Annotated in this window: 23 protein-coding genes; 7 read left to right on the forward strand and 16 right to left on the reverse strand. The window is 49.7% G+C overall.

Annotation, left to right across the window (positions count from 1 at the left end):
- Entirely contained in the window at positions 1-438 is a 438-nt protein-coding gene (gene aroQ / locus BLP79_RS05815) for a type II 3-dehydroquinate dehydratase (protein ID WP_090217228.1), read from the reverse strand.
- A 205-nt stretch (positions 439-643) separates the two neighbouring features.
- On the opposite strand from aroQ, the gene BLP79_RS05820 reads away from it, so the two are divergent.
- On the forward strand, positions 644-1279 hold the full coding sequence (locus tag BLP79_RS05820) for an enoyl-CoA hydratase/isomerase family protein (RefSeq protein WP_090217230.1): 636 nt from the start codon (positions 644-646) through the stop codon (positions 1277-1279).
- Between the two features lie 130 nt (positions 1280-1409).
- Here the strand turns inward: BLP79_RS05820 and BLP79_RS05825 are convergent, their stop codons facing one another.
- The 3 genes from BLP79_RS05825 to BLP79_RS05835 are packed head-to-tail and all read right to left on the reverse strand — an operon-like array spanning position 1410 to position 3729.
- Positions 1410-2477: a methyltetrahydrofolate cobalamin methyltransferase gene (locus tag BLP79_RS05825; protein ID WP_090217231.1), complete on the reverse strand. Its 1068-nt coding sequence runs from the start codon at positions 2475-2477 to the stop codon at positions 1410-1412.
- Positions 2474-3406 (reverse strand): methylenetetrahydrofolate reductase, encoded by a 933-nt coding sequence (locus tag BLP79_RS05830; protein WP_090217610.1) that lies wholly within the window; start codon positions 3404-3406, stop codon positions 2474-2476. Before BLP79_RS05830 ends, BLP79_RS05825 begins: the two co-directional genes overlap by 4 nt.
- 26 nt (positions 3407-3432) lie before the next feature.
- Positions 3433-3729, reverse strand: coding sequence for a virulence factor (locus BLP79_RS05835; RefSeq protein WP_090217233.1), 297 nt, complete (start codon positions 3727-3729; stop codon positions 3433-3435).
- Positions 3730-4009: 280 nt separating this feature from the next.
- Between BLP79_RS05835 and BLP79_RS05840 the strand changes: the two genes are divergently transcribed.
- Both BLP79_RS05840 and BLP79_RS05845 read left to right on the forward strand, forming a co-directional pair.
- Positions 4010-5122: a Ppx/GppA phosphatase family protein gene (locus tag BLP79_RS05840; RefSeq protein ID WP_090217234.1), complete on the forward strand. Its 1113-nt coding sequence runs from the start codon at positions 4010-4012 to the stop codon at positions 5120-5122.
- A 65-nt stretch (positions 5123-5187) separates the two neighbouring features.
- Complete coding sequence (locus BLP79_RS05845) at positions 5188-5904, forward strand: RlmE family RNA methyltransferase (RefSeq protein ID WP_090217236.1); 717 nt, start codon at positions 5188-5190, stop codon at positions 5902-5904.
- A 53-nt stretch (positions 5905-5957) separates the two neighbouring features.
- Here the strand turns inward: BLP79_RS05845 and BLP79_RS19620 are convergent, their stop codons facing one another.
- The 10 genes from BLP79_RS19620 to iscR all read right to left on the reverse strand — a co-directional run bounded on the left by BLP79_RS19620 (position 5958) and on the right by iscR (position 14075).
- Positions 5958-6113: a hypothetical protein gene (locus tag BLP79_RS19620; RefSeq protein ID WP_157843941.1), complete on the reverse strand. Its 156-nt coding sequence runs from the start codon at positions 6111-6113 to the stop codon at positions 5958-5960.
- Between the two features lie 157 nt (positions 6114-6270).
- A complete protein-coding gene (locus BLP79_RS05850; RefSeq protein WP_090217238.1) occupies positions 6271-7491 on the reverse strand; it encodes a cysteine desulfurase in 1221 nt (406 codons plus the stop codon).
- Between the two features lie 10 nt (positions 7492-7501).
- Positions 7502-8065 carry a YIP1 family protein gene (locus BLP79_RS05855; protein ID WP_090217240.1) on the reverse strand — a complete coding sequence of 188 codons (564 nt, stop codon included), beginning with the start codon at positions 8063-8065 and terminating at the stop codon, positions 7502-7504.
- Complete coding sequence (locus BLP79_RS05860; RefSeq protein WP_090217241.1) at positions 8062-8547, reverse strand: YIP1 family protein; 486 nt, start codon at positions 8545-8547, stop codon at positions 8062-8064. Before BLP79_RS05860 ends, BLP79_RS05855 begins: the two co-directional genes overlap by 4 nt.
- Complete coding sequence (locus tag BLP79_RS05865) at positions 8547-9827, reverse strand: SufB/SufD family protein (protein WP_090217243.1); 1281 nt, start codon at positions 9825-9827, stop codon at positions 8547-8549. The genes BLP79_RS05860 and BLP79_RS05865 overlap by 1 nt, the downstream gene beginning before the upstream one ends.
- Positions 9827-10585, reverse strand: a complete 759-nt coding sequence (sufC, locus tag BLP79_RS05870) for a Fe-S cluster assembly ATPase SufC (protein WP_090217244.1) — start codon at positions 10583-10585, stop codon at positions 9827-9829. The genes BLP79_RS05865 and sufC overlap by 1 nt, the downstream gene beginning before the upstream one ends.
- Positions 10586-10658: 73 nt before the next feature.
- Positions 10659-10973, reverse strand: coding sequence for a YbjQ family protein (locus tag BLP79_RS05875; protein WP_090217246.1), 315 nt, complete (start codon positions 10971-10973; stop codon positions 10659-10661).
- Between the two features lie 38 nt (positions 10974-11011).
- Positions 11012-12532 carry a Fe-S cluster assembly protein SufB gene (gene sufB, locus BLP79_RS05880; RefSeq protein ID WP_090217248.1) on the reverse strand — a complete coding sequence of 507 codons (1521 nt, stop codon included), beginning with the start codon at positions 12530-12532 and terminating at the stop codon, positions 11012-11014.
- A gap of 18 nt (positions 12533-12550) precedes the next feature.
- Positions 12551-13594, reverse strand: a complete 1044-nt coding sequence (locus BLP79_RS05885; protein WP_090217249.1) for a cysteine desulfurase family protein — start codon at positions 13592-13594, stop codon at positions 12551-12553.
- Between the two features lie 22 nt (positions 13595-13616).
- Positions 13617-14075 carry a Fe-S cluster assembly transcriptional regulator IscR gene (gene iscR, locus BLP79_RS05890; protein WP_090217251.1) on the reverse strand — a complete coding sequence of 153 codons (459 nt, stop codon included), beginning with the start codon at positions 14073-14075 and terminating at the stop codon, positions 13617-13619.
- 203 nt (positions 14076-14278) lie between these two features.
- Between iscR and BLP79_RS05895 the strand changes: the two genes are divergently transcribed.
- The 4 genes from BLP79_RS05895 to BLP79_RS05910 all read left to right on the forward strand — a co-directional run bounded on the left by BLP79_RS05895 (position 14279) and on the right by BLP79_RS05910 (position 17439).
- The gene (locus BLP79_RS05895; RefSeq protein ID WP_090217253.1) at positions 14279-14932 is read left to right on the forward strand and encodes an alpha/beta hydrolase; all 654 of its coding nucleotides are present in this window, start codon (positions 14279-14281) and stop codon (positions 14930-14932) included.
- Positions 14932-15183: a hypothetical protein gene (locus tag BLP79_RS05900; RefSeq protein WP_090217256.1), complete on the forward strand. Its 252-nt coding sequence runs from the start codon at positions 14932-14934 to the stop codon at positions 15181-15183. Before BLP79_RS05895 ends, BLP79_RS05900 begins: the two co-directional genes overlap by 1 nt.
- The gene (locus tag BLP79_RS05905; RefSeq protein ID WP_090217259.1) at positions 15180-16346 is read left to right on the forward strand and encodes an HD domain-containing protein; all 1167 of its coding nucleotides are present in this window, start codon (positions 15180-15182) and stop codon (positions 16344-16346) included. Before BLP79_RS05900 ends, BLP79_RS05905 begins: the two co-directional genes overlap by 4 nt.
- 295 nt (positions 16347-16641) lie before the next feature.
- Positions 16642-17439, forward strand: a complete 798-nt coding sequence (locus BLP79_RS05910) for a hypothetical protein (protein WP_090217261.1) — start codon at positions 16642-16644, stop codon at positions 17437-17439.
- Between the two features lie 127 nt (positions 17440-17566).
- On the opposite strand, the gene BLP79_RS05915 is transcribed toward BLP79_RS05910, so the two are convergent.
- Together BLP79_RS05915 and BLP79_RS05920 are read right to left on the reverse strand one after the other, a co-directional pair.
- Entirely contained in the window at positions 17567-19093 is a 1527-nt protein-coding gene (locus BLP79_RS05915; RefSeq protein WP_090217263.1) for a methyl-accepting chemotaxis protein, read from the reverse strand.
- Positions 19094-19125: 32 nt separating this feature from the next.
- Complete coding sequence (locus BLP79_RS05920; RefSeq protein ID WP_090217265.1) at positions 19126-19437, reverse strand: hypothetical protein; 312 nt, start codon at positions 19435-19437, stop codon at positions 19126-19128.
- Positions 19438-19475: the final 38 nt, after the last annotated feature.

Raw genomic sequence — 19475 nt, forward strand, 5'->3', positions numbered from 1 at the left:
TTAAGTATCGAAATGAGCAAGGAGAGCATCAATCGCAAGAATATATCCATGCGACCCAAACCCGCAGATCTGCCCTAAAACGGCCCGTGAGATATATGATACCTGCCGAAACTCTTCACGGGCATGAATGTTGGAAAGATGGACTTCGATCGAAGGAATTTCGACAGAATATAAAGCATCCATCAAAGCGATAGAGGTATGCGTATAGGCGCCCGCATTCAAAATAATACCTGAATGTGTCTCTTTGGCGGAATGAATCGCGTCAAGCAGTACACCTTCATGATTTGATTGCATAAATTCAACAGAAACACCGCGATCCGCTGCATGATTGACACATTTTTCCTGAATCATCGCCAAGGTTTCACGCCCATATACCTCTGGTTGGCGCGTGCCCAACAAATTTAAGTTCGGCCCATTTAGTATCAAAATACTATGCATGAAATGCCCCCGCGGTCTCAATTTTGATCCGGCCTTAAGACCGAGCTAACGTCTTTTTTGGAATTTGCACCTTTGACCATATCAGACAAGCCTATTTACACAATGCAGCCCGAATAAATATCAAAAACCTCCGATTTGGTAAGGCTTTACACATCTCGAGGCGACATAGTGCAGACAAAACGATTTACTAGAGGAGCATGGACCAATGGGCGCGCAAACTTGGCTCAATCGCCGCGATCATGGGACCGGAATTACGGAACTTCAACTGGGCAAAGGCCCTGACAACGGACTGACCACCGAATTCCTAAAATCCTTTGAAGATGAAATTATATCCTTGGGAGCAGAAGACGCGGTAAATGCAATCATTCTCTCAAGTCCGTTTGCAGCATTTTGCAGCGGGACAGCATCAGATCAAAATCCTGATTGCGCAGAATTTCAAGCGCAGTTGACCAGTACATTTCAGACGCTTGCAAGCTGTGGCAAACCCACAATCGCAGCAGTAAACGGCAATGCGCATGGCGCGGGTTTATTGTTTGTTGTCTGCTGTGACATCGGCATTGGCCGCAGTCGCACAACTTACCGTTTTGATGGCGTAACGGGCGGCACCATGCTGCCACAGCCAATAATCGATATGTTGAAATATCGCCTAGGTTATACGGTATGCCGACGCATTCTACCTACAGGACAAGAACTCGGACCGATCGCAGCGCGCAACTACGGAATTCTTGATATCCTTGCCGAAGATCAAGAAGACCTATGGCTTTACTCGTTACGCGAGGCAAAAGCCCGCGTACATTTTGATGCGTCGCGGTATGCAAGCCTCAAAGAACAGCTTGGGTAGTACATGTCATCACACCTTGTGATATAACGCACGACAGCCATTATTTAACATAATATTGATTACACACTCCAAAACACAGAGATAGGTGCACTCACACTAACCTGAATGCACCTATCTTTCTAAAGCAATTTTAACCGCGTCGCCGACGGCGTCCGCCACGAGCTCCAGCTGGCGCAGCATCTGGGTCTTTATTAAACTTGATCCAATCCGCGCCACCGTCATCATTGTTGGTGAGGAAATTCGCAGCCCGAATGGCTTCCATCTCTTTGCCAGCGCGTGCTTTGGTAGACCCCATACCAAAGAGTTTCACAAAGGCTTCGTCCGTCATATCTTCTGGCAGAATGACACCAGCAGCTGCCACTTCAGCTTTTTTCTCTGCAATTTTCTTCGGACCAATTGGCAATGCAATAGGATTCATGATCGCGGACGTCATCCCTGTGGCCATGGCCATAGGTAAAAATGCATTGTTGATGCCATGCCGGTTTGGCAGGCCAAAAGAAATATTAGATGCGCCACAGGTCGTGTTCACACCCAGTTCATTGCGCAGACGATTGTTCAATTCAAAGACCTGTAAACCAGCGGTAGCCATCGCACCGATTGGCATTACCAACGGGTCCACGACAATATCATGCGCGGGAATACCATAATCCGCAGCACGTTCGACGATTTTCTTTGCCACAGCGAAACGCACTTCAGGATCTTCAGAAATGCCTGTGTCATCGTTTGAAATTGCGACCACTGGAACGTTGTATTTTTTGACCAAAGGCAAAACAACTTCCAAGCGCTCTTCTTCGCCTGTCACAGAGTTCAACAATGGACGACCCTCAGCAACTTCAAGACCTGCCTCAAGCGCGCCTGGTACGGATGAATCGATACACAATGGCGTATCAGTCACCGCTTGTACGGTTTTGACGAGCTGCCGCATCAGGTCTGGTTCAACAAAATTGTTGTCAGCATAGCGTGGATCTTCGGCCATTTTATTTGAAAACACCGCCCCAGAGTTGATGTCTAAAACATTTGCACCTGCTGCTACCTGTGCCAATGCATCGCTTTCAACCCGGCTAAAATCACCCGCTTCCAGTTCAGCATTCAAAATCTTACGACCCGTTGGGTTAATCCGCTCCCCAATCACTGTGAAGGGTTGATCAAATCCGATGATGGTCGTCTTTGATTTAGATTCAATGATAGTACGGGTCATACTTGATCCTTTGCTGGTGCGGTTGACGCACCGCCGTTGTTAATCGCCCAGGCCGCATTGGTCTTAATGCCACCTAAGGGAAAGAAATGCACATTCGTGATGTTAAAGTCAGGGTTCTTGGCCTTATGGGCTGCCAATTCGGAGAGCACGTCGGTTGGTTCATAAGGCAACAAAAGTTTTGAGACGTCCATCGCCCGCTTTTGTAACACTTTAAGCGAGGGTCCAACCCCACAGGCAATTGCGAATTTGATCAAAGTTTGCAGCTTCGCTGGGCCCGCAATACCGATATGAATGGGCAGATCAATCCCCGCCTGTTTCAGACTGTCCGCCCAGGCAATGATTGGCTTTGCTTCAAAGGCGAATTGCGTTGCCAATGCCATTTGAGCGTCTGTGCGCGTTGAAAATTTTTGTTTCCAATCAAGCGCTTCAAAAACATTCTTGGTCGATCCATCCGGATCAATATCTTTATTGCCTTCCGGATGTCCAGCAACATGAAGATGTGTAAAACCCGCGCGATCAAACAAACCCGTTTCAAGCAATTGCATCGAACTGTGAAAATCACCCTGAGGCGTCACAACACCACCTGCAAGCAGCAAAGCCTGTTTTACATCCGCTTCACCCTGATATCGCGCAATCCAATCTGCCAACATATCTTTGTCTTTGATAATACGCGCTGGGAAATGTGGCATAACTGGAAAGCCCTGCGCATTCAGCCGTTTTGCCGTTGAGACCATATCGTCTATCGGCGTGCCATCAATGTGTGCGATATAGACACGTGTGCCCACAGGAAGCAACGCACGGAAATCCTCAATCTTTGACGCCGTACGTGGCATAACTTCGATCGAGTAACCTTCCAGCAGCGCCTGCATCTCGGTGGTCGCACTTTGGGCTGGGCCCGTGTCACGTTTTTTGAAGTTCAACAATGCCATTGCGGCCCCCCATAAAGACCTTGGGCTCATGCCCATCCATCATTTGCAATCAGGGCTTTCAAACGCTCCTGATCAAACTCATGCTCCAAACGTTGGGCTTCGGCTTCGGCAATTTCAGATGCATCGCCTTCAACAGAATAAGGCTCCGCCTTTCGCCATTCCGCCAAATAAGCATCTGCATCCTTTGCATTTACCTTCATTGCAGCACGATCAATCGCCTGTTCAAACCGCTCTTCTAGTTGCCGTTTAGAACCACGACGCCCTTTGCCAACAATGACTTGCGCCGGAATGTCCCGCCAATAAACAATTGTCACGTCTGGCATTGCTGCATCTCCCGTTTCGTTGGGTCTTTTGGTTGTAAGCCGCAATTTCACCGGGCACGCGTCGGATTTCGACCAGACACAGAAGAACAGCGACCTTTTGGCTCACATCGAGATACCCTCTAACCTCCCGGCTGGCCATGCTTTGCCGGTATCAAAATCTTCATTTGGATTATGAACACATTGAGCAAAGCCTTGACCGGGCAAAGATGCCGCGCACCCTTGCGTGCAGCTTGCGTGCGGCCTATTCTATAGGCAACACGATAATCGGAGGGCGTGAATCATGGCGCCCAGGCGTTCAAAGGGCGCAGGTGCGTTTCCCCGTGCGGTTGAAACCCCTGCCCCGGCCCGCCCAGATCCAGATGCGCTCTATGCGGCGCTCGATTTGGGAACAAATAGCTGCCGTATGCTGATTGCCCAACCAAAGGGCAGCGGCATCCATGTGGTGGATAGTTTTTCCAAATCTGTGCAGCTTGGCGCAGGGTTGGAGAAAACAGGGCGTTTATCCCGCTCTTCCATGACGCGCACCATACAGGCGCTGCGAATCTGTCAGCAAAAACTCAAGCGAAATCGCGTAAAACGGATGCGCCTTGTCGCAACCGAAGCCTGCAGACGTGCCAAAAACGCAAATGAATTCATCCGACAAGTGCGTCGTGAAACTGGTCTGACACTTGAAATCATCAAGCCAGAAGAAGAAGCACGGCTTGCTGTTATTTCCTGCGCCCCTTTGGTTTCGACAAAGACTGAACAGCTTTTGGTTGTTGATATTGGAGGCGGCTCCACAGAGCTTGTCTGGATCGATATTTCATCTGTACCGCGACGCGACCGACCTGCAGCAATCATGAGATTGCATTCAGGCTTTCATCCTGCCGAAAGCCCCTTCCCTGCTGCTAAGGTTGTTGACTGGATCAGCGTTCCTCTAGGTGTCGCCACTTTGCGAGATCAGTTTAACGATGTGGAAGATGACTCTGCGCGTTTTGCACTGATGAGCTGGTTCTTTGAAGAAAACCTAGCAGATTTTGCGCCATATAAGGATGAGCAAACGCGGGAAGGTTTTCAGATTGTCGGCACATCCGGCACGGTCACAACAGTTGCTGCATCGCATCTTGGCTTGAAACGGTATGACCGAACCAAAGTTGATGGCTTGCGCATGACCTCGGATCAGATAGATAAGGTCATCCGAGGCTATCTGGAATTAGGTCCAAAAGGTCGGCGTAGTGACCCGCGCATTGGTGATGATCGGCAAGCATTGATCATGTCGGGGTCTGCAATCTTGCAAGCCCTTCTGCGATGCTGGCCGACTGATAGGCTCTCTGTTGCAGATCGTGGCCTGCGGGAAGGGCTGCTTTATGCCCAGATGAGCGCGGATGGCGTGCTGGAAGACGGACCCTATTAAGATCCTCGCAAGACAGCAAGATCGATGAGTAACAGGTTCATTACCTGTTCAACATGGTGAGACAAATGGCAAAGACCCCAACGGGTAAAAACACCTCTGGTCGTGGACAGCGTGACCTGAAAGTAAAAGTAAAATCAGCCCGTGGGCGGACAACCAGCTCTACACGCTGGTTGCAACGCCAATTAAACGATCCTTATGTCAAACGCGCACAGGCCGAGGGGTATCGGGGGCGCGCTGCCTATAAGATTATGGAATTGGACGATAAATTTCGCTTCCTGGTTCCAGGTGCACGCGTAGTTGATTTGGGGTGCGCCCCCGGTGGCTGGGCACAGGTTGCTGTGAAGCGTGTGAATTCACTAGGAGAACGTACCGACAAACGTGTTGGCCGTATCATTGGTGTGGATTTGCAAGAAGTGGAAACACTTGCTGGCGCGGAATTTTATCAGCTGGATTTCATGGACGAAGGGGCTGACGACAAAGTTAAAGATTGGCTTGGCGGTCAGGCCGATGTGGTGATGTCAGACATGGCAGCCGCCAGTTGTGGACACAAGCAGACGGATCACTTGAAAATTATGGCGCTTTGTGAGGCCGCGGCTTATTTCGCTTTTGATGTTTTGGACGAAGGCGGCACCTTTGTCGCAAAAGTGCTTGCCGGCGGCGCAGAGGGCGATTTACAAAAACTGCTCAAGCAAAAGTTCACGAAGGTTATGAATATTAAACCGCCTTCTTCGCGTTCTGACAGTTCAGAAAAATTTGTCATCGCTACCGGATTTCGCGGATAAATAACTATCAGTAGCTATCGTTGCAGCGGAACAACGATAGCTAAAAGCACCGCTTAACGCAAAGAATGCTGTGCGATTTGACGTTGCAAGCGCAAGGTTGCAGTTTCATCCTCGCTCAGACGTGTGATACGTAGATTTTTGCCGCTTTTACGACCCGTAATATGTGCAATCGCGCGCAATGAAGAGAGTGTACGTACAAGGGTCTGCATGACATTCTGTCCCGTTTGAAGCCTTATCTTGTCTTCAAGTTAGGAAAGAAAAATGCGCATGTGATGACGCAAATAAGGCGATCGCGCCTTATTGTTACAGTTTTAGAAACGATAACATCCCTACCCTTATCTATAACGGTAGGGATGTTGCCTAAACTCAGGCAAAAAGATCATGCGCGAGTTCAAGTGCATCGACCAAAACATCGACCTCAGCCTTGGTATTATACAGTCCAAAGGAAGCGCGGCAGGTTGCGCTGACACCAAGATGCTCCATCAATGGTCCCGCACAATGATGGCCAGCGCGCACTGCGACGCCTTTTTTATCAAGGATCGTTGAAATATCATGCGCATGTGCAGCACCGTCTAAGGTAAAGCTAAAAATAGCAGCCTTTCCCGGTGCATTTCCTTGCACATTCAACCAGTTCAAACCAGCAAGTTTGCTTTGTGCATAATCACGTAAAGCGGCTTCATGTGCAGCCACGTTTTCCATTCCAAGGTCCATCAAGTAGTCCAAGGCGACCCCCAATCCAATGGTCTGAACAATTCCTGGTGTTCCTGCCTCAAACTTCATCGGCGCATCGTTGTAGATGACGGTCTCTTTACTGACCTCTTTGATCATGTCGCCGCCACCAATAAAGGGGCGCATTTCAGCCATGCGATCGGGATGGATATAAATCGCTCCGGAACCAGACGGACCATATAGTTTATGACCAGTAATCGCGTAAAAGTCACAGCCAATGTCTTGTAGATCCACAGGCATGTGTACCGATCCTTGTGAACCATCAACCAGAACTGGAACGCCCTGCTCGTGTGCGCCTACAGTGATCGCTTTGACATCCACCATAGTCCCCAACACGTTGGAGCATTGGGTAACGGCGATAAGTTTGGTCTTGGGGGTGATGGCATCTAGAACTGCTTGAGGATCCAGGCTGCCATCGGGTTCTACATCAACCCATTTTAGAACGACACCCTGACGTTCGCGCAGGAAATGCCAAGGAACGATATTTGCATGATGTTCCATGACTGAGAGGATGATTTCATCACCCGCTTCCAAATGCGGCATCGCCCAGCCATAGGCCACCAGATTGATACCCTCGGTCGTACCTGAATTTAATACGATGTGATTTTCATCCGAGACGTTCAAAAACCGTGCAACGGTTCCGCGCACGCTTTCATATTTTTCCGTCGCGAGATTAGAGAGATAATGTAACCCTCTATGAACATTTGCATATTCATGAGCGTAAGCCTGATGGATTGCATCGATCACCACCTGTGGCTTTTGTGCGGATGCCCCATTATCCAGATAGGTCAACGGCTTGCCATTTACCTTTCGCGACAGGATCGGAAAGTCAGCACGGATTTTTTCAATGTCATACATGAGAGATATCCTAGTACACACGAGCCAAGAGCGCGAAAATGAGCGAGATAATTGAAAGTCCGGCCAGCAAGATCACACCAAATGCGCGCCACAGTGAGCCAAGATTGTGCACTGCATTCACAAAATGCAGTGACAAATAGAATGCAAACACTGATACACCCAAGCTCAACAAGTTTGCAAAAGCAGGCGCAATCAGCATCAAGACTGTAAGAATTCCAAAGGCGATCACCTGTAAAAACTGCAGCCAAGCCATGCAGGTCAGAACCTGCAAAAATGTCCCTGAGCCTTGCAGCCAGCGACCACAGAACGTGATCATTGTGGCAAAGGCAAGCTGCAGTAAAATGGACGCACCTAGATGCGCCTGCGGCGAGACAAGCGCCATCATACTGATGTCGGGCATTGGCAGAACCATGTCCTGCACCACAAACACCATTGTAAAGAGCACTTGCACCAAAAGAAAACCGCTCCAAATGGCGGCTTTTGGGAAATCTTGCCCCAGCAACTGCTGCACGGCCTCGATTGGTTCTTTTAATGTCAACGCCACAAGTGGCTTGAATTCAGTCATAGGATTCATGGGCGTGTCCAATAAGCCTGACGCATAGATGCGGCCAGAAACCACAAAACTGCAGCACACCACAAGCCACCAACGAAACTAAGTTCCACACCTGGGCCAATAAAACCAGCAACCAAACCATTGAGCAGCATCAAAGGGCTGGCCGCTAATATCGACCAAAACAAAGCAAGACGGGCCTGATAGCTACCACCCTGCCCTTTAAAAAGACGCGCAATCGCGTGCATGATTAGCGCAAGCGTATAAAGCACCAAAGGCAGCATAAACAGCAAACCCATCAGTGCGCCGCCCATATCAGCATTCAGGTCGGTCCCGTTGAGATGGGCATCACGCGCCAGCGAGGGCATGCGCGCAATAAACATCAACGCACATCCGCCCATTGCAAAGGCCAGCAAGCGACTTTCATGAGCTCCCATCTGAAGAAGCCGCGCCATGACCTGACGCGGCGCCTTGTAGGTGGCAAGGATATCAGTCGTAACCGCCATTAGCGACGACGTGCCAGCCAGCCTTCCAGCCGGTTCACCAAAGCTTCTGCAATTGCATCGTCTTCCACTTCGTCAACCGCCTCAGCTAAAAACGCCAAGGTCAGAAGATCGGTTGCTTCAGATGCAGAGACACCGCGAGAGCGCAGATAAAACAGGGCTTCTTCATCAATCGCACCTGATGTTGACCCATGTGAACAGGCTACATCATCGGCGTAGATCTCAAGCTCTGGTTTCGCGAGGAACTGACTGTCATCGTCCAGCAGTAAGGACTGAGAAATCTGATAACCATCGGTTTTCTGGGCGCCTTCTTTTACAAGGATTTTTCCCTGAAAGACCCCAGTCGCCCCGTTGCGCAATACCTTTTTAAAAACCTGACGGCTCTCACCATTAAGCGCATCATGGGTGATAAAGACCGTGTCGTCGTGATGGAATTCACCATCTCCAACACAGGCGCCTGCAACATGCGCGATTGCATCATCCCCATTTATTTCAATGACTTGTTCGTTGCGGGTCAACACGCCATTTACAGTCAAAGTGAACGATTTATAGACAGATTCCGCTCCCAAACGGGTAAACACATGGGTTGCTGCGCGACGCTCGTGATCACGACCTTGCGCGCGCACGTGATGCAGCTTACCACCATCAGCAACGTCAATTTCCATGACGTTGTTAAACCGCGCGGCCGCTGGACCATTTTCCAAAATCGTAGCTTCGGCACCCGTGTCAACACGGACGATATGATGCAAGATGGAATCAGAGTTCGCATCTAAATGCTTGTAAATAAAGCTAATCGGCTTGGAAGGTTTTCCTGTAACATGGATCGCGATGCCGTCCGCGGCAAAGGCCGTGTTCAGCGCTGCCAAAGGACGTTCTACTGGCGTCTGACCCCGTGCTTCTAATACACCATAAAGATCTGTCGCCCAATGTATGTCTTTGGCTTCCAGATCTATTAGACGTTCAACAGTTATTCCTTCAAGGGACAAGTCGTCCGAAGCGTCAGCATCAAACACACCATCCACAAAGACGATCTTGAGACGATCAAACCCATCAAACATGGGAGCTTCATCTGAGGTGAAGACCTCAGCCGCGACAAGTTCTGCATTCACCAGTGTATCGGGGCGGGTGTATTTCCAATACTCATCCCGACGCGTTGGCAAGCCCATCGTCTGAACGCGTGACAAAGCCGCATGACGTGCCGTCGAAAGGCATCCACCTTCGGGCAATGTCAACGTGCCCAGACGCGCATCTGTTGCTGATTGTTTCATTTCAGGCAAAGCCATTATGCATCCACCTCAGCCAGAATATCCGCATAGCCGTTATTTTCCACTTCCAGTGCAAGCTCGGGACCACCGGTTTTGACAATGCGACCATCCGCCATGATGTGAACAACGTCAGGTTTGATGTGGTCCAGAAGGCGTTGATAATGCGTAATAACCAAGAACCCACGACCCGCATCACGCAGCGCGTTTACACCATCTGCAACCAGTTTCATTGCATCAACGTCAAGACCAGAATCGGTCTCGTCCAAGATGCACATTTTTGGCTCAAGCATAGCCATTTGCAGAATTTCGTTGCGCTTTTTCTCACCGCCAGAAAATCCAACATTAACTGGACGCTTCAGCATGTCGGCATCGATCTTCAGCGATTTTGCTTTTGCGCGAACTTCTTTCAGGAAATCACCTGCGGATAGTTCTTCTTCACCGCGTGCCTTGCGCTGCGCGTTCAACGCGGTGCGCAGAAAGGTCATATTGCCAACACCGGGAATTTCCACGGGATACTGGAACGCAAGGAACAGCCCCGCCGCTGCGCGCTCTTCTGGTTCCGCTTCCAGCAAATCAGTCCCATCGAGCACCGCTTCGCCATCGGTCACTTCATAACCGTCGCGACCCGACAGCACATAAGACAGCGTCGATTTACCAGCGCCATTCGGGCCCATGATTGCGTGAACTTTTCCAGCTTCAACCGTCAGATCCACGCCTTTGAGGATTTGCTTTTCCTCTTCTTCAAGTTTGACGTGCAAGTTTTTGATTTCGAGCATTTTTTCCTCGTATCTTATTCTGCGGGGCTTGGCCCCGGATGTCTTGGTTCCCGCAAAAAGTGAGCGGGTCATTTTATCCCAGCACCACTGCGGTACCGCTGGCCGAGACCATTAACATGGAGTCGGCAATAACTTCGTAATCGAGATCCACTCCCACGACGGCATTGGCACCCATCGCAGTAGCGCGTTCTTCCAGTTCGGCCAAAGCTGTCTCGCGAGCATCCTGTAATTTGCTTTCGTAAGCACCAGAGCGTCCACCCACAATGTCGGTGACTGAGGCAAAGAAATCGCGAACCACATTGGCACCCATGATCGCCTCGCCAACCACGATCCCTTTGTAATCAGCGATCTGATAGCCTTCGACCGAGTTTGTGGTGGTAATGATCATTTTCTGGGGTCCTTTCCCTGAGGTCCACGGTCCGGCCATTAGCCAACGGAACCTTCCAAAGAAATCGCCACAAGCTGTTGTGCTTCCATAGCAAATTCCATTGGCAGCGCTTGCAACACTTCTTTGCAGAAGCCGTTTACGACCAAAGCCACGGCCTCCTCTTCGTCCATGCCACGCTGGCGGCAGTAAAAGAGCTGATCATCATCCACTTTGGATGTGGTCGCTTCATGCTCCACACGAGAGGAGTTATTCTTGACCTCAATATAAGGCACGGTGTGCGCACCACATTCTGAACCGATCAGCAATGAGTCACACTGGGTATAGTTCCGGCTGTCCTTCGCTTTTGGGTGCATAGATACCAATCCACGATAGGTGTTTTGTGCCTTGCCTGCCGAAATCCCTTTGGAAACAATACGCGACTTCGTATTTTTGCCCAAATGCACCATTTTAGTGCCCGTATCAGCCTGCTGGTAGTTGTTGGTGATCGCGATCGAATAAAATTCACCTTGGCTTTCCTCACCACGCAGAATGCAGGAAGGATATTTCCAAGTCACGGCCGAGCCGGTTTCGACTTGCGTCCACATCACTTTAGACCGATCACCGCGACAGTCCGCACGTTTGGTCACAAAGTTATAGATACCGCCTTTGCCCTCTTCATCACCGGGGAACCAGTTCTGAACGGTTGAGTATTTCACCTCAGCATCTTCTTCGACGATGATCTCAACCACAGCGGCGTGCAGCTGCGCTGTATCACGTTGGGGCGCGGTACACCCTTCAAGATAAGACACATATGAGCCCTTATCGGCAATGATCAACGTGCGTTCAAACTGGCCGGTGTTTTCCGCGTTGATGCGGAAATAAGTCGACAGTTCCATTGGACAGCGTGTGTTTGGCGGAATGTAAACAAATGAACCATCCGAGAACACAGCGGAGTTAAGCGTCGCGTAATAGTTGTCAGTCACAGGAACCACGGTACCGAGATATTTTTTGACCAACTCTGGGTGCTCTTTGATCGCTTCTGAGATTGAACAGAAAATCACGCCTGCTTTTTTCAATTCATCCTGAAAGGTGGTGCCAACAGACACAGAGTCAAACACTGCATCAACCGCTACTTTACGGCCTTCTGCTGGCATATCTTCTGCGCCTTCGACGCCAGCCAAAATCATCTGTTCTTTCAAAGGGATGCCAAGCTTTTCGTATGTGGCCAGCAGCTTGGGGTCGACCTCATCCAGCGACTTGGGTTTGACCTCCATCGACTTGGGACGGGCATAATAATACTGATCCTGAAAATCAATTTCAGGGTAATTCACCATCGCCCAATCAGGCTCGTCCATCTTTTCCCAGCGTTCAAAAGCCTGCAGGCGCCATTCGGTCATCCACTCAGGTTCTTCGTTTTTCTCGGAAATTAGGCGAACGATATCAGGGTTCACGCCTTTGGGCGCGTATTCCATTTCAATATCAGTGTCCCAGCCGTATTTATAAGTGCTGATCGCAGCCACCGCATCCACGGTCTCCTGATCAACACCATCCTTGACTTGGGTCTGGTCCAAAGCGGCCATGGTCATCTCCTAACATCATCACGCCATGCGGGCGCGGTGTTTCTTTTCTTTGTGCAGCCACGTTTCCGCAAACCGCAATACATCTTCTTCTGTTGTCTCAGGCCCCAGGGAAATACGAATGGCGCTTTGCGCAACCTCTTCGGAATATCCCATGGCCGTCAAAACGGCACTCGCACGCACTTTACCACTGGAACAAGCGCTGCCTGCACTGATCGCAAATCCAGCAAGATCCATTTGCATCACCTGTGTTTCTCCCTTCCAGCCCGGAGTGGCAAAACACAGCGTGTTTGGCAGGCGCCGCATATCTTTCCCGATAAAAATACTCTTAGATTCACCTTCTACAAGGGCCAATTCTAGAATATTTCTAAATTGTTCAACTTTCTTCCAAACACCAGCTTCTAAATCACGAACTGCTGCTTCCGCTGCGGCACCGAACCCCGCGATTCCAATCACATTTTCAGTTCCGGAGCGCCGCCCCATCTCTTGGCCGCCACCTTTGATTTGAGCGGGTAGATCTGTCCCGCGCTTCATCACCACAGCCCCAACACCCTTTGGACCACCAAGCTTATGTGCTGAAATCAAAGCAGCCGTTGTTCCCATCCAGTTGAAAGCGACCGGCAATTTACCAAAAGCTTGCGTTGCATCTGTCAATGCAAGCCCTTCCGGTAAAACCTGAATGATACCTGTTTCTGAATTCGCCAGCTGCATCGTGGAAATTTCAGGATCAGACACTTGAACCTTTCCAGCAGTATCAACAGACAAATCCTCTATAGACCAAGCACGGATCGCATCATGCTCAACAGCTGCTCCATGCAGCTGCCGTGCCCCCATAACCAATGCGGCCCCTTCGGTTGATCCCGATGTGAAAACAACATCCGCACCGTCCGCACCAAAAGCACTGGCCACCTGCTGACGTGCGCGTTCAATGATGGCTTTTGCCGCACGCCCTTCAGCATGCACAGAAGAGGGGTTACCCACCGCTTCCATTGCCGCAATCATAGCCACCTTCGCTTCAGATCGCAGTGGCGTCGTAGCGTTGTGATCCAGATAAATACGCTTCATTTAAACAGAAACCTTATCACCGTTAGTCGTCAACGACCTTGAACAGGTTCGGCACTGCCGGACAGGGTGCCAGTTCGTTTTCGATCACGTCTGACAATCGTGTCTGATGTAAAAAGACGTAAACATGTGCGCTTAGGCTTTCCCACAGTCGATTGGTCAAAGATTGTGCCCGACTGCCAGACAAACCGCCAGAGGCGCCAGCGCCCTTGTGCATTGCATCAAGCGTCTCTTCGACCGCAGATAAAATATCGATCACCCGAATTTCCGACGCTGGTCGGCCAAGACGATAGCCACCACCAGGACCACGTACTGAGACAACCAGTTCTGCGCGACGCAATTTAACAAACAACTGTTCAAGGTAAGCCAGTGATATATCTTGACGTTTCGAAATATCACCCAAAGCAACCAAGGTGTCCTTGGGCTGCATTGCGATATCCGTCAAGGCGACCATCGCATATCTTCCTTTTGTCGAAAGCTTCATGCCTATCGGCCTCCTCTGAATTGCGGCAAATTAAAAGGACCGAAAAAAATTGACCTTGCGCAGAACTCTGCGTATCTCATCTTGACGGTGTTTCGGGTGTGCTCGCTTCACCAATTTAGAACTGTTCTAAACTGACCGAGGGAATTCGTCAAGTATATCCGTCGTTCCGTTTCTGTAAATCGAGAGTAGGATTCCAACCGCCCATGCCTGAGGTCATTTTTCCCGGACCCGAAGGTCGCCTAGAAGGCCGCTATCACCCGCAAAAAGAAAAAGATGCGCCCATCGCGATCGTGCTGCATCCGCACCCCCAGTTTGGCGGGACGATGAACAATAAGGTTGTCTACAACCTGCATTACGCATTCTACAACATGGGCTTTACCGTTTTGCGGTTCAACTTCCGCGGAGTGGGGCGCAGCCAGGGCGAATATGACCAAGGTGTTGGCGAATTGTCTGATGCAGCCTCAGCGCTGGATTATCTGCAATCGATGAACAACAACTCCAAACACTGTTGGGTCGCTGGTTTCTCCTTTGGTGCTTGGATTGGAATGCAGTTGCTTATGCGCCGTCCAGAAATCACCGGCTTCATTTCGGTCGCTCCCCCTGCAAACATGTACGATTTCTCATTCCTTGCGCCCTGCCCGTCATCAGGTCTGATTATCAATGGAAGCGCAGATCGCGTTGCACCGCCTGCTGATACTGTAGGACTGGTGAACAAACTGCATGAGCAAAAAGGGATCACCATCACCCATGAAGAGGTCGAAGGTGCGGATCATTTCTTCCAAGACCAGCATATGGACACGATGGTTGGCTCCGTCTCTGACTATGTAAAGCGTCGTCTAACGGAAAACTCACGCTGATGAGCTCTTTAGATCGGTTAGCTGAGAAGCTCGCGACGGATACGCTCAAGATCCAGGACGCGACCGGCGAAGACCGTCTTTATATGGAGGTGGCCCAGGTTTTGGCCACCTCCTCGCAAACACTCGAAGAAGCTTTTTTAACAGAAATTCGCGTTCACCTCGCCGAACGCAAGGCACGTTCTTTTTTGGAAAACAAGATCGCAACGCTTCAGGCCGAGATCGAGCGTGCAGAAGCAAAGGGACCTCTGTGAGACCTGATATTGATGATCAGTTCAAATTCTTAAACGACATTGAAAAACTCCGCGGCGTACAACGCAACAACAGATTACTGGACGGTTCGCGGCAAGAAAACTCCGCAGAGCACTCCTGGCATCTTGCACTTTTTGCTCTGACGTTGGCAGATTACGCCCCAAGACCGATCAATCCGACCCGTGTGATGCAAATGCTTTTGCTCCATGACGTGGTTGAAATAGATGTTGGCGACCACCCAATTCACCTTCAAACCGATTGGAAAGCCATCGCAGCGGCTGAACAAAAGGCAGCGATGCGTATTTTTGGACAACTCCCCGAACCGCAAGGCAAGGCGTTTCTGTCCTTATGGCAGGAATTTGAGGCCGCGACTTCTGCCGATGCTGTCTTTGCAAAGGTCTTGGATTTCACACAACCCCTGACACAGGTTGTCTTTGCAGATACACCAAGCCAGGAACACATCAGGATCTGTCGTGAAGCAGTTCTAAATGGGCGTTCAATGCGTCTCAAAGACGATTTTCCAGAGGTTTATCAGCTTGTTCTGAACATGCTAGATGGGAATGCTGCCTCTGGGAACACAACCTTGCTTTCACGTTTGGCTTTCCTGAACGAAGCAGACAAACTAAAATCAATTTATCGCGCCTCTAAACTGTGCGACGGGTCACGCCATGAGAACTCAGCTGAACATTCCTGGCACATTATGCTATATGCTTGGGTTTTGGCCGAACATGCAGAACAGCCCGTCGACCTAAACCGCGTCCTAATGATGCTGCTTTTACATGACTTGGTTGAAATTGACGCGGGTGATACTCCGATCCATGGGAAAATCTCAGCCGAGGATCTCGCTGCTTTAGAAGCAAGTGAGGATGCAGCAGCCACGCGTATATTTGGCTTACTCCCCGCAGAGCAAGGAACTGCTTTCCTACAAATCTGGCGTGAATTTGAAGCAGCTGAAAGCGAGGATGCGCGTTTTGCCAAAGCTATTGATCGCGTACAGCCATTGACGCTCAATCTGGCAAATGGGGGAGGCAGCTGGGTCGAGTATAATGTAAGTATGGCTCAATTAAATGAGCGCGTTGGCCGCAAGGTCGAAAACGGAGCGCCAGCGGTCTGGGCATATATGAAACCGATTGTACAAAAATGGTTCCAAGCAAACGTGCATTGACAGTCAAATGAACAAACCTCACAGAAATCATCGTTCCTCGATGATTTCTTAGTAGGGTGTGGCGCGCTTGCAAACACCAATCATCGCCAGCAGAGTAATCTGCTTCAACTCTACAATCTCGTTATCCTATGGCCGAGTAGAGACGTGCCAATCTTCTCCAAAATACTCTTATTACTAGAAAAAACTTGCACCTTTTCAGCAAAAACGTGCGTGCATAAAATATATTTATTGGTTGAATCCCTAGAAACGCTTCACTGATTGATGTGACGAGTTTAATCGAGGAAAGCGCTGCTCTATGAAGGTTTCTCCAAAAAACGTAATGGGCTTGGCTTTGCTGACTGCTGCAACAGCGCGTACAAATCCACCGACCATGCCACAATTAAGCAAACCAGATCTCAGTGCGCAAAATCATACAAATAGTTTTAATACACAAAAATCTATATTTGCAGAGACCAGCAATAGCCAACAAGCGGAATTTATGAATAAATTTTCGATTCCACTCGATATTGCATCGATAGAAACACCCGTAGACCTAGAGAATCTTACCCAAAAGGTTGTCGATCGGGTCGGAGTGCCAGCCACAACAGATGCAAGCCAATTCGTTTCAAGAGAAGATTTAGGCCTCTCTGAGGGGGCACGGCTTCATATCGACATCGGAGGCGAGGGCTTTCATGAAGCCGGTGGTGTGACCTCCGGTTTCACCACCGCGCTGAATCTTAACGCTCAAGCATATGATTCACAAAATCCAGATATTGCGATCCCGAATCTGGTGCAGGTTTCTTCGTGGAGCGAAGACCCGCCTTATCCATTTAGAGACGAGACAGTTGATCATTTTACGATGCAAGGCGCGCCGTTGACGGATCACAATGTCAACGAAATTGCACGCACACTCAGAGAGGGTGGTACAGTTGAGCTCTGGATCGATCATGGTGATTTTGACGCGAATCTGGAGGCTCTTGCAAAAGAGTTAGGTTCAACACCCAGATGGAGTGACGACCCTGAAAGCGGCGTAGTGAATGAATTTGAGGGCAGTTTCCCAACACCTAAAGTGGTTTTGCAAAAAACAACCCAACCCGAAAATGATGAGCTATAACCAAATCAGAATCTAACCATCTTTTGACAATCAAAACGAAGGCCATACTCCATAGCTTGTGAAAGCGGAAAAAAGGGGCCACCATGATAAGTGACCCCTTTTTATTTTTACATCTAGGAGCGCTAAATTATGCAGCACCGCGCTCGTATGAAACCGCAACCGGATTAACCCGATATACGTTGAGTGTTTTACCAAGCGACACAGCTTTGTTGTTCATCTGCAAACCCATCGCCGCCATTTCTTCCACCATTGCGGCATTTGTCTGCGTAGAGGAATCCAAACTACCAAGTGCGTCTGCCATCTCACGCAGAGCAACGGCCTGATGTTCCGAGGTGCTGGAAATATTATCGATCAATGTGCTGGTTTCCTGAACCTTTGCTTCGATATCCCGCAATGCCTCCCCCGCACGGTTCACAAGGTTTGACCCTTCAGAAACCTGTCGCGCACTTTTCTCAATGAGCTGTTTGACCTCATTCGCCGCAGATGCAGTACGTTGTGCCAACGCACCGACCTCAGAGGCAACGACGGCAAAACCGCGGCCGCTTTCACCCGCACGGGCAGCTTCCACCCCTGCATTGAGAGCCAAAAGATTGGTCTGGAAGGAAATATCTTCGATCACAGTAATAATGGTCGAGATTTCCGAAGAAGACCCCTCGATTTCAACCATCGCTGACACCGCAGTTTTCATTACGTTGGCATTGTCCACCGCGCTATCACGCGCGCTACGTGCATTGTCACGGGCCTTGCCTGCATCGGTCGCGCTGTCTTGCACCGAACTGCTCAACTCCTGAAGGGCAGCAGTGGTTTCTGTAAGCGCCGCAGCTTGAGATTCGGTACGCGTTGCAAGGCTTTGAACCGATCCAGAAAGCTCTTCTGCGTTTTGGCGGAACTCCATAGATGCATCCACCGCCGTTCCAATGCTGCCCGAAATACTATCGCTAAGCGTATTGAAGCTTTGTTTAATCTTCTCGTACTCGCCGGGAAAGCTTTCCTCGATTGGGCACGCCAGATCACCTTGTGACATCTGCGACAAGTGCTGGCCAAAGACTTCTACCACATGATTGGCATCTTGCTGACTTTCCAGCGCCTTAGCTTCTGCAACTTCAGCAGCTTTAGTTTTCGCTTTTGCAAGCTCCTGCTCGCGTTGTAAGGCTTTATCTGCATTTATTTTTTTCAACATGCTGACAAGCAAAACAGCTGCCTCCAGAACGATAATCCCAGCATGTAAAGTTGTTCGCTGTAGATTTTCTACAATGCTCCCGCTTGGGTACACCAACTGAGGCAATAAGACCGAAAAAGACAAATGATGAACCGCGATAAGCGCAGTTGCGAACAAAAGTGCGGCAGGGCTACCGATGGTGGACACAATCGCAAGCACAGCAAAAAACATCATATGCGTATCAAGCTGCCAAGGATGCCCCTGAAAAGCCAATGTCAGCAAAATGCAATGGCTCACTAGACAAAAGCTAATAATAAAATCACGCAAGCGATCGTTGGCAAACTTTGCACCATAAGCCATCAGACCCAATATCGCACTTGCTGGCAACATGGACCACCAAGGCAGCGCCTCATTAAGAAAGGTTACAGCCAAGGTTGGACCAGGTATCAGCAGCCAACTGGCAATTTGCTGGATATTTCGTTCATTTTTGTCCATCCGGTTATCCTCTTCTTAGGATGGTGTACGAGTTAGACCGCACAAAGTTCTAATACACGAGCGCCATTTAGAACTAGCCACGCACCATGCGCGCGTAGATTACGAATATCTTGTGAATTCTCGATTTCGACCAGCACTCCCATGGGCGCGCGGACCGGAGAAATTTCAGCAATCTGTGCTCGCTCTATGATCTCGCTAATATCTCTGCTCCAAGGTGGTGCAATAACAAGCGCAACGCCTCCCGGCTTAGGCGCGGGCTGCATGACAAGAGCGGCAATCGGGCTTGCAGCAACAATCAACGTCGCAATGGAGGGAAACAGTATATTGAGCGATTTGGTCTTCATAAGAAGGACAATAGTCCACAAAAATTTACGGTAGCTTA

Origin of the sequence: Epibacterium ulvae, assembly GCF_900102795.1 — a bacterium.
Taxonomy (GTDB): domain Bacteria; phylum Pseudomonadota; class Alphaproteobacteria; order Rhodobacterales; family Rhodobacteraceae; genus Epibacterium; species Epibacterium ulvae.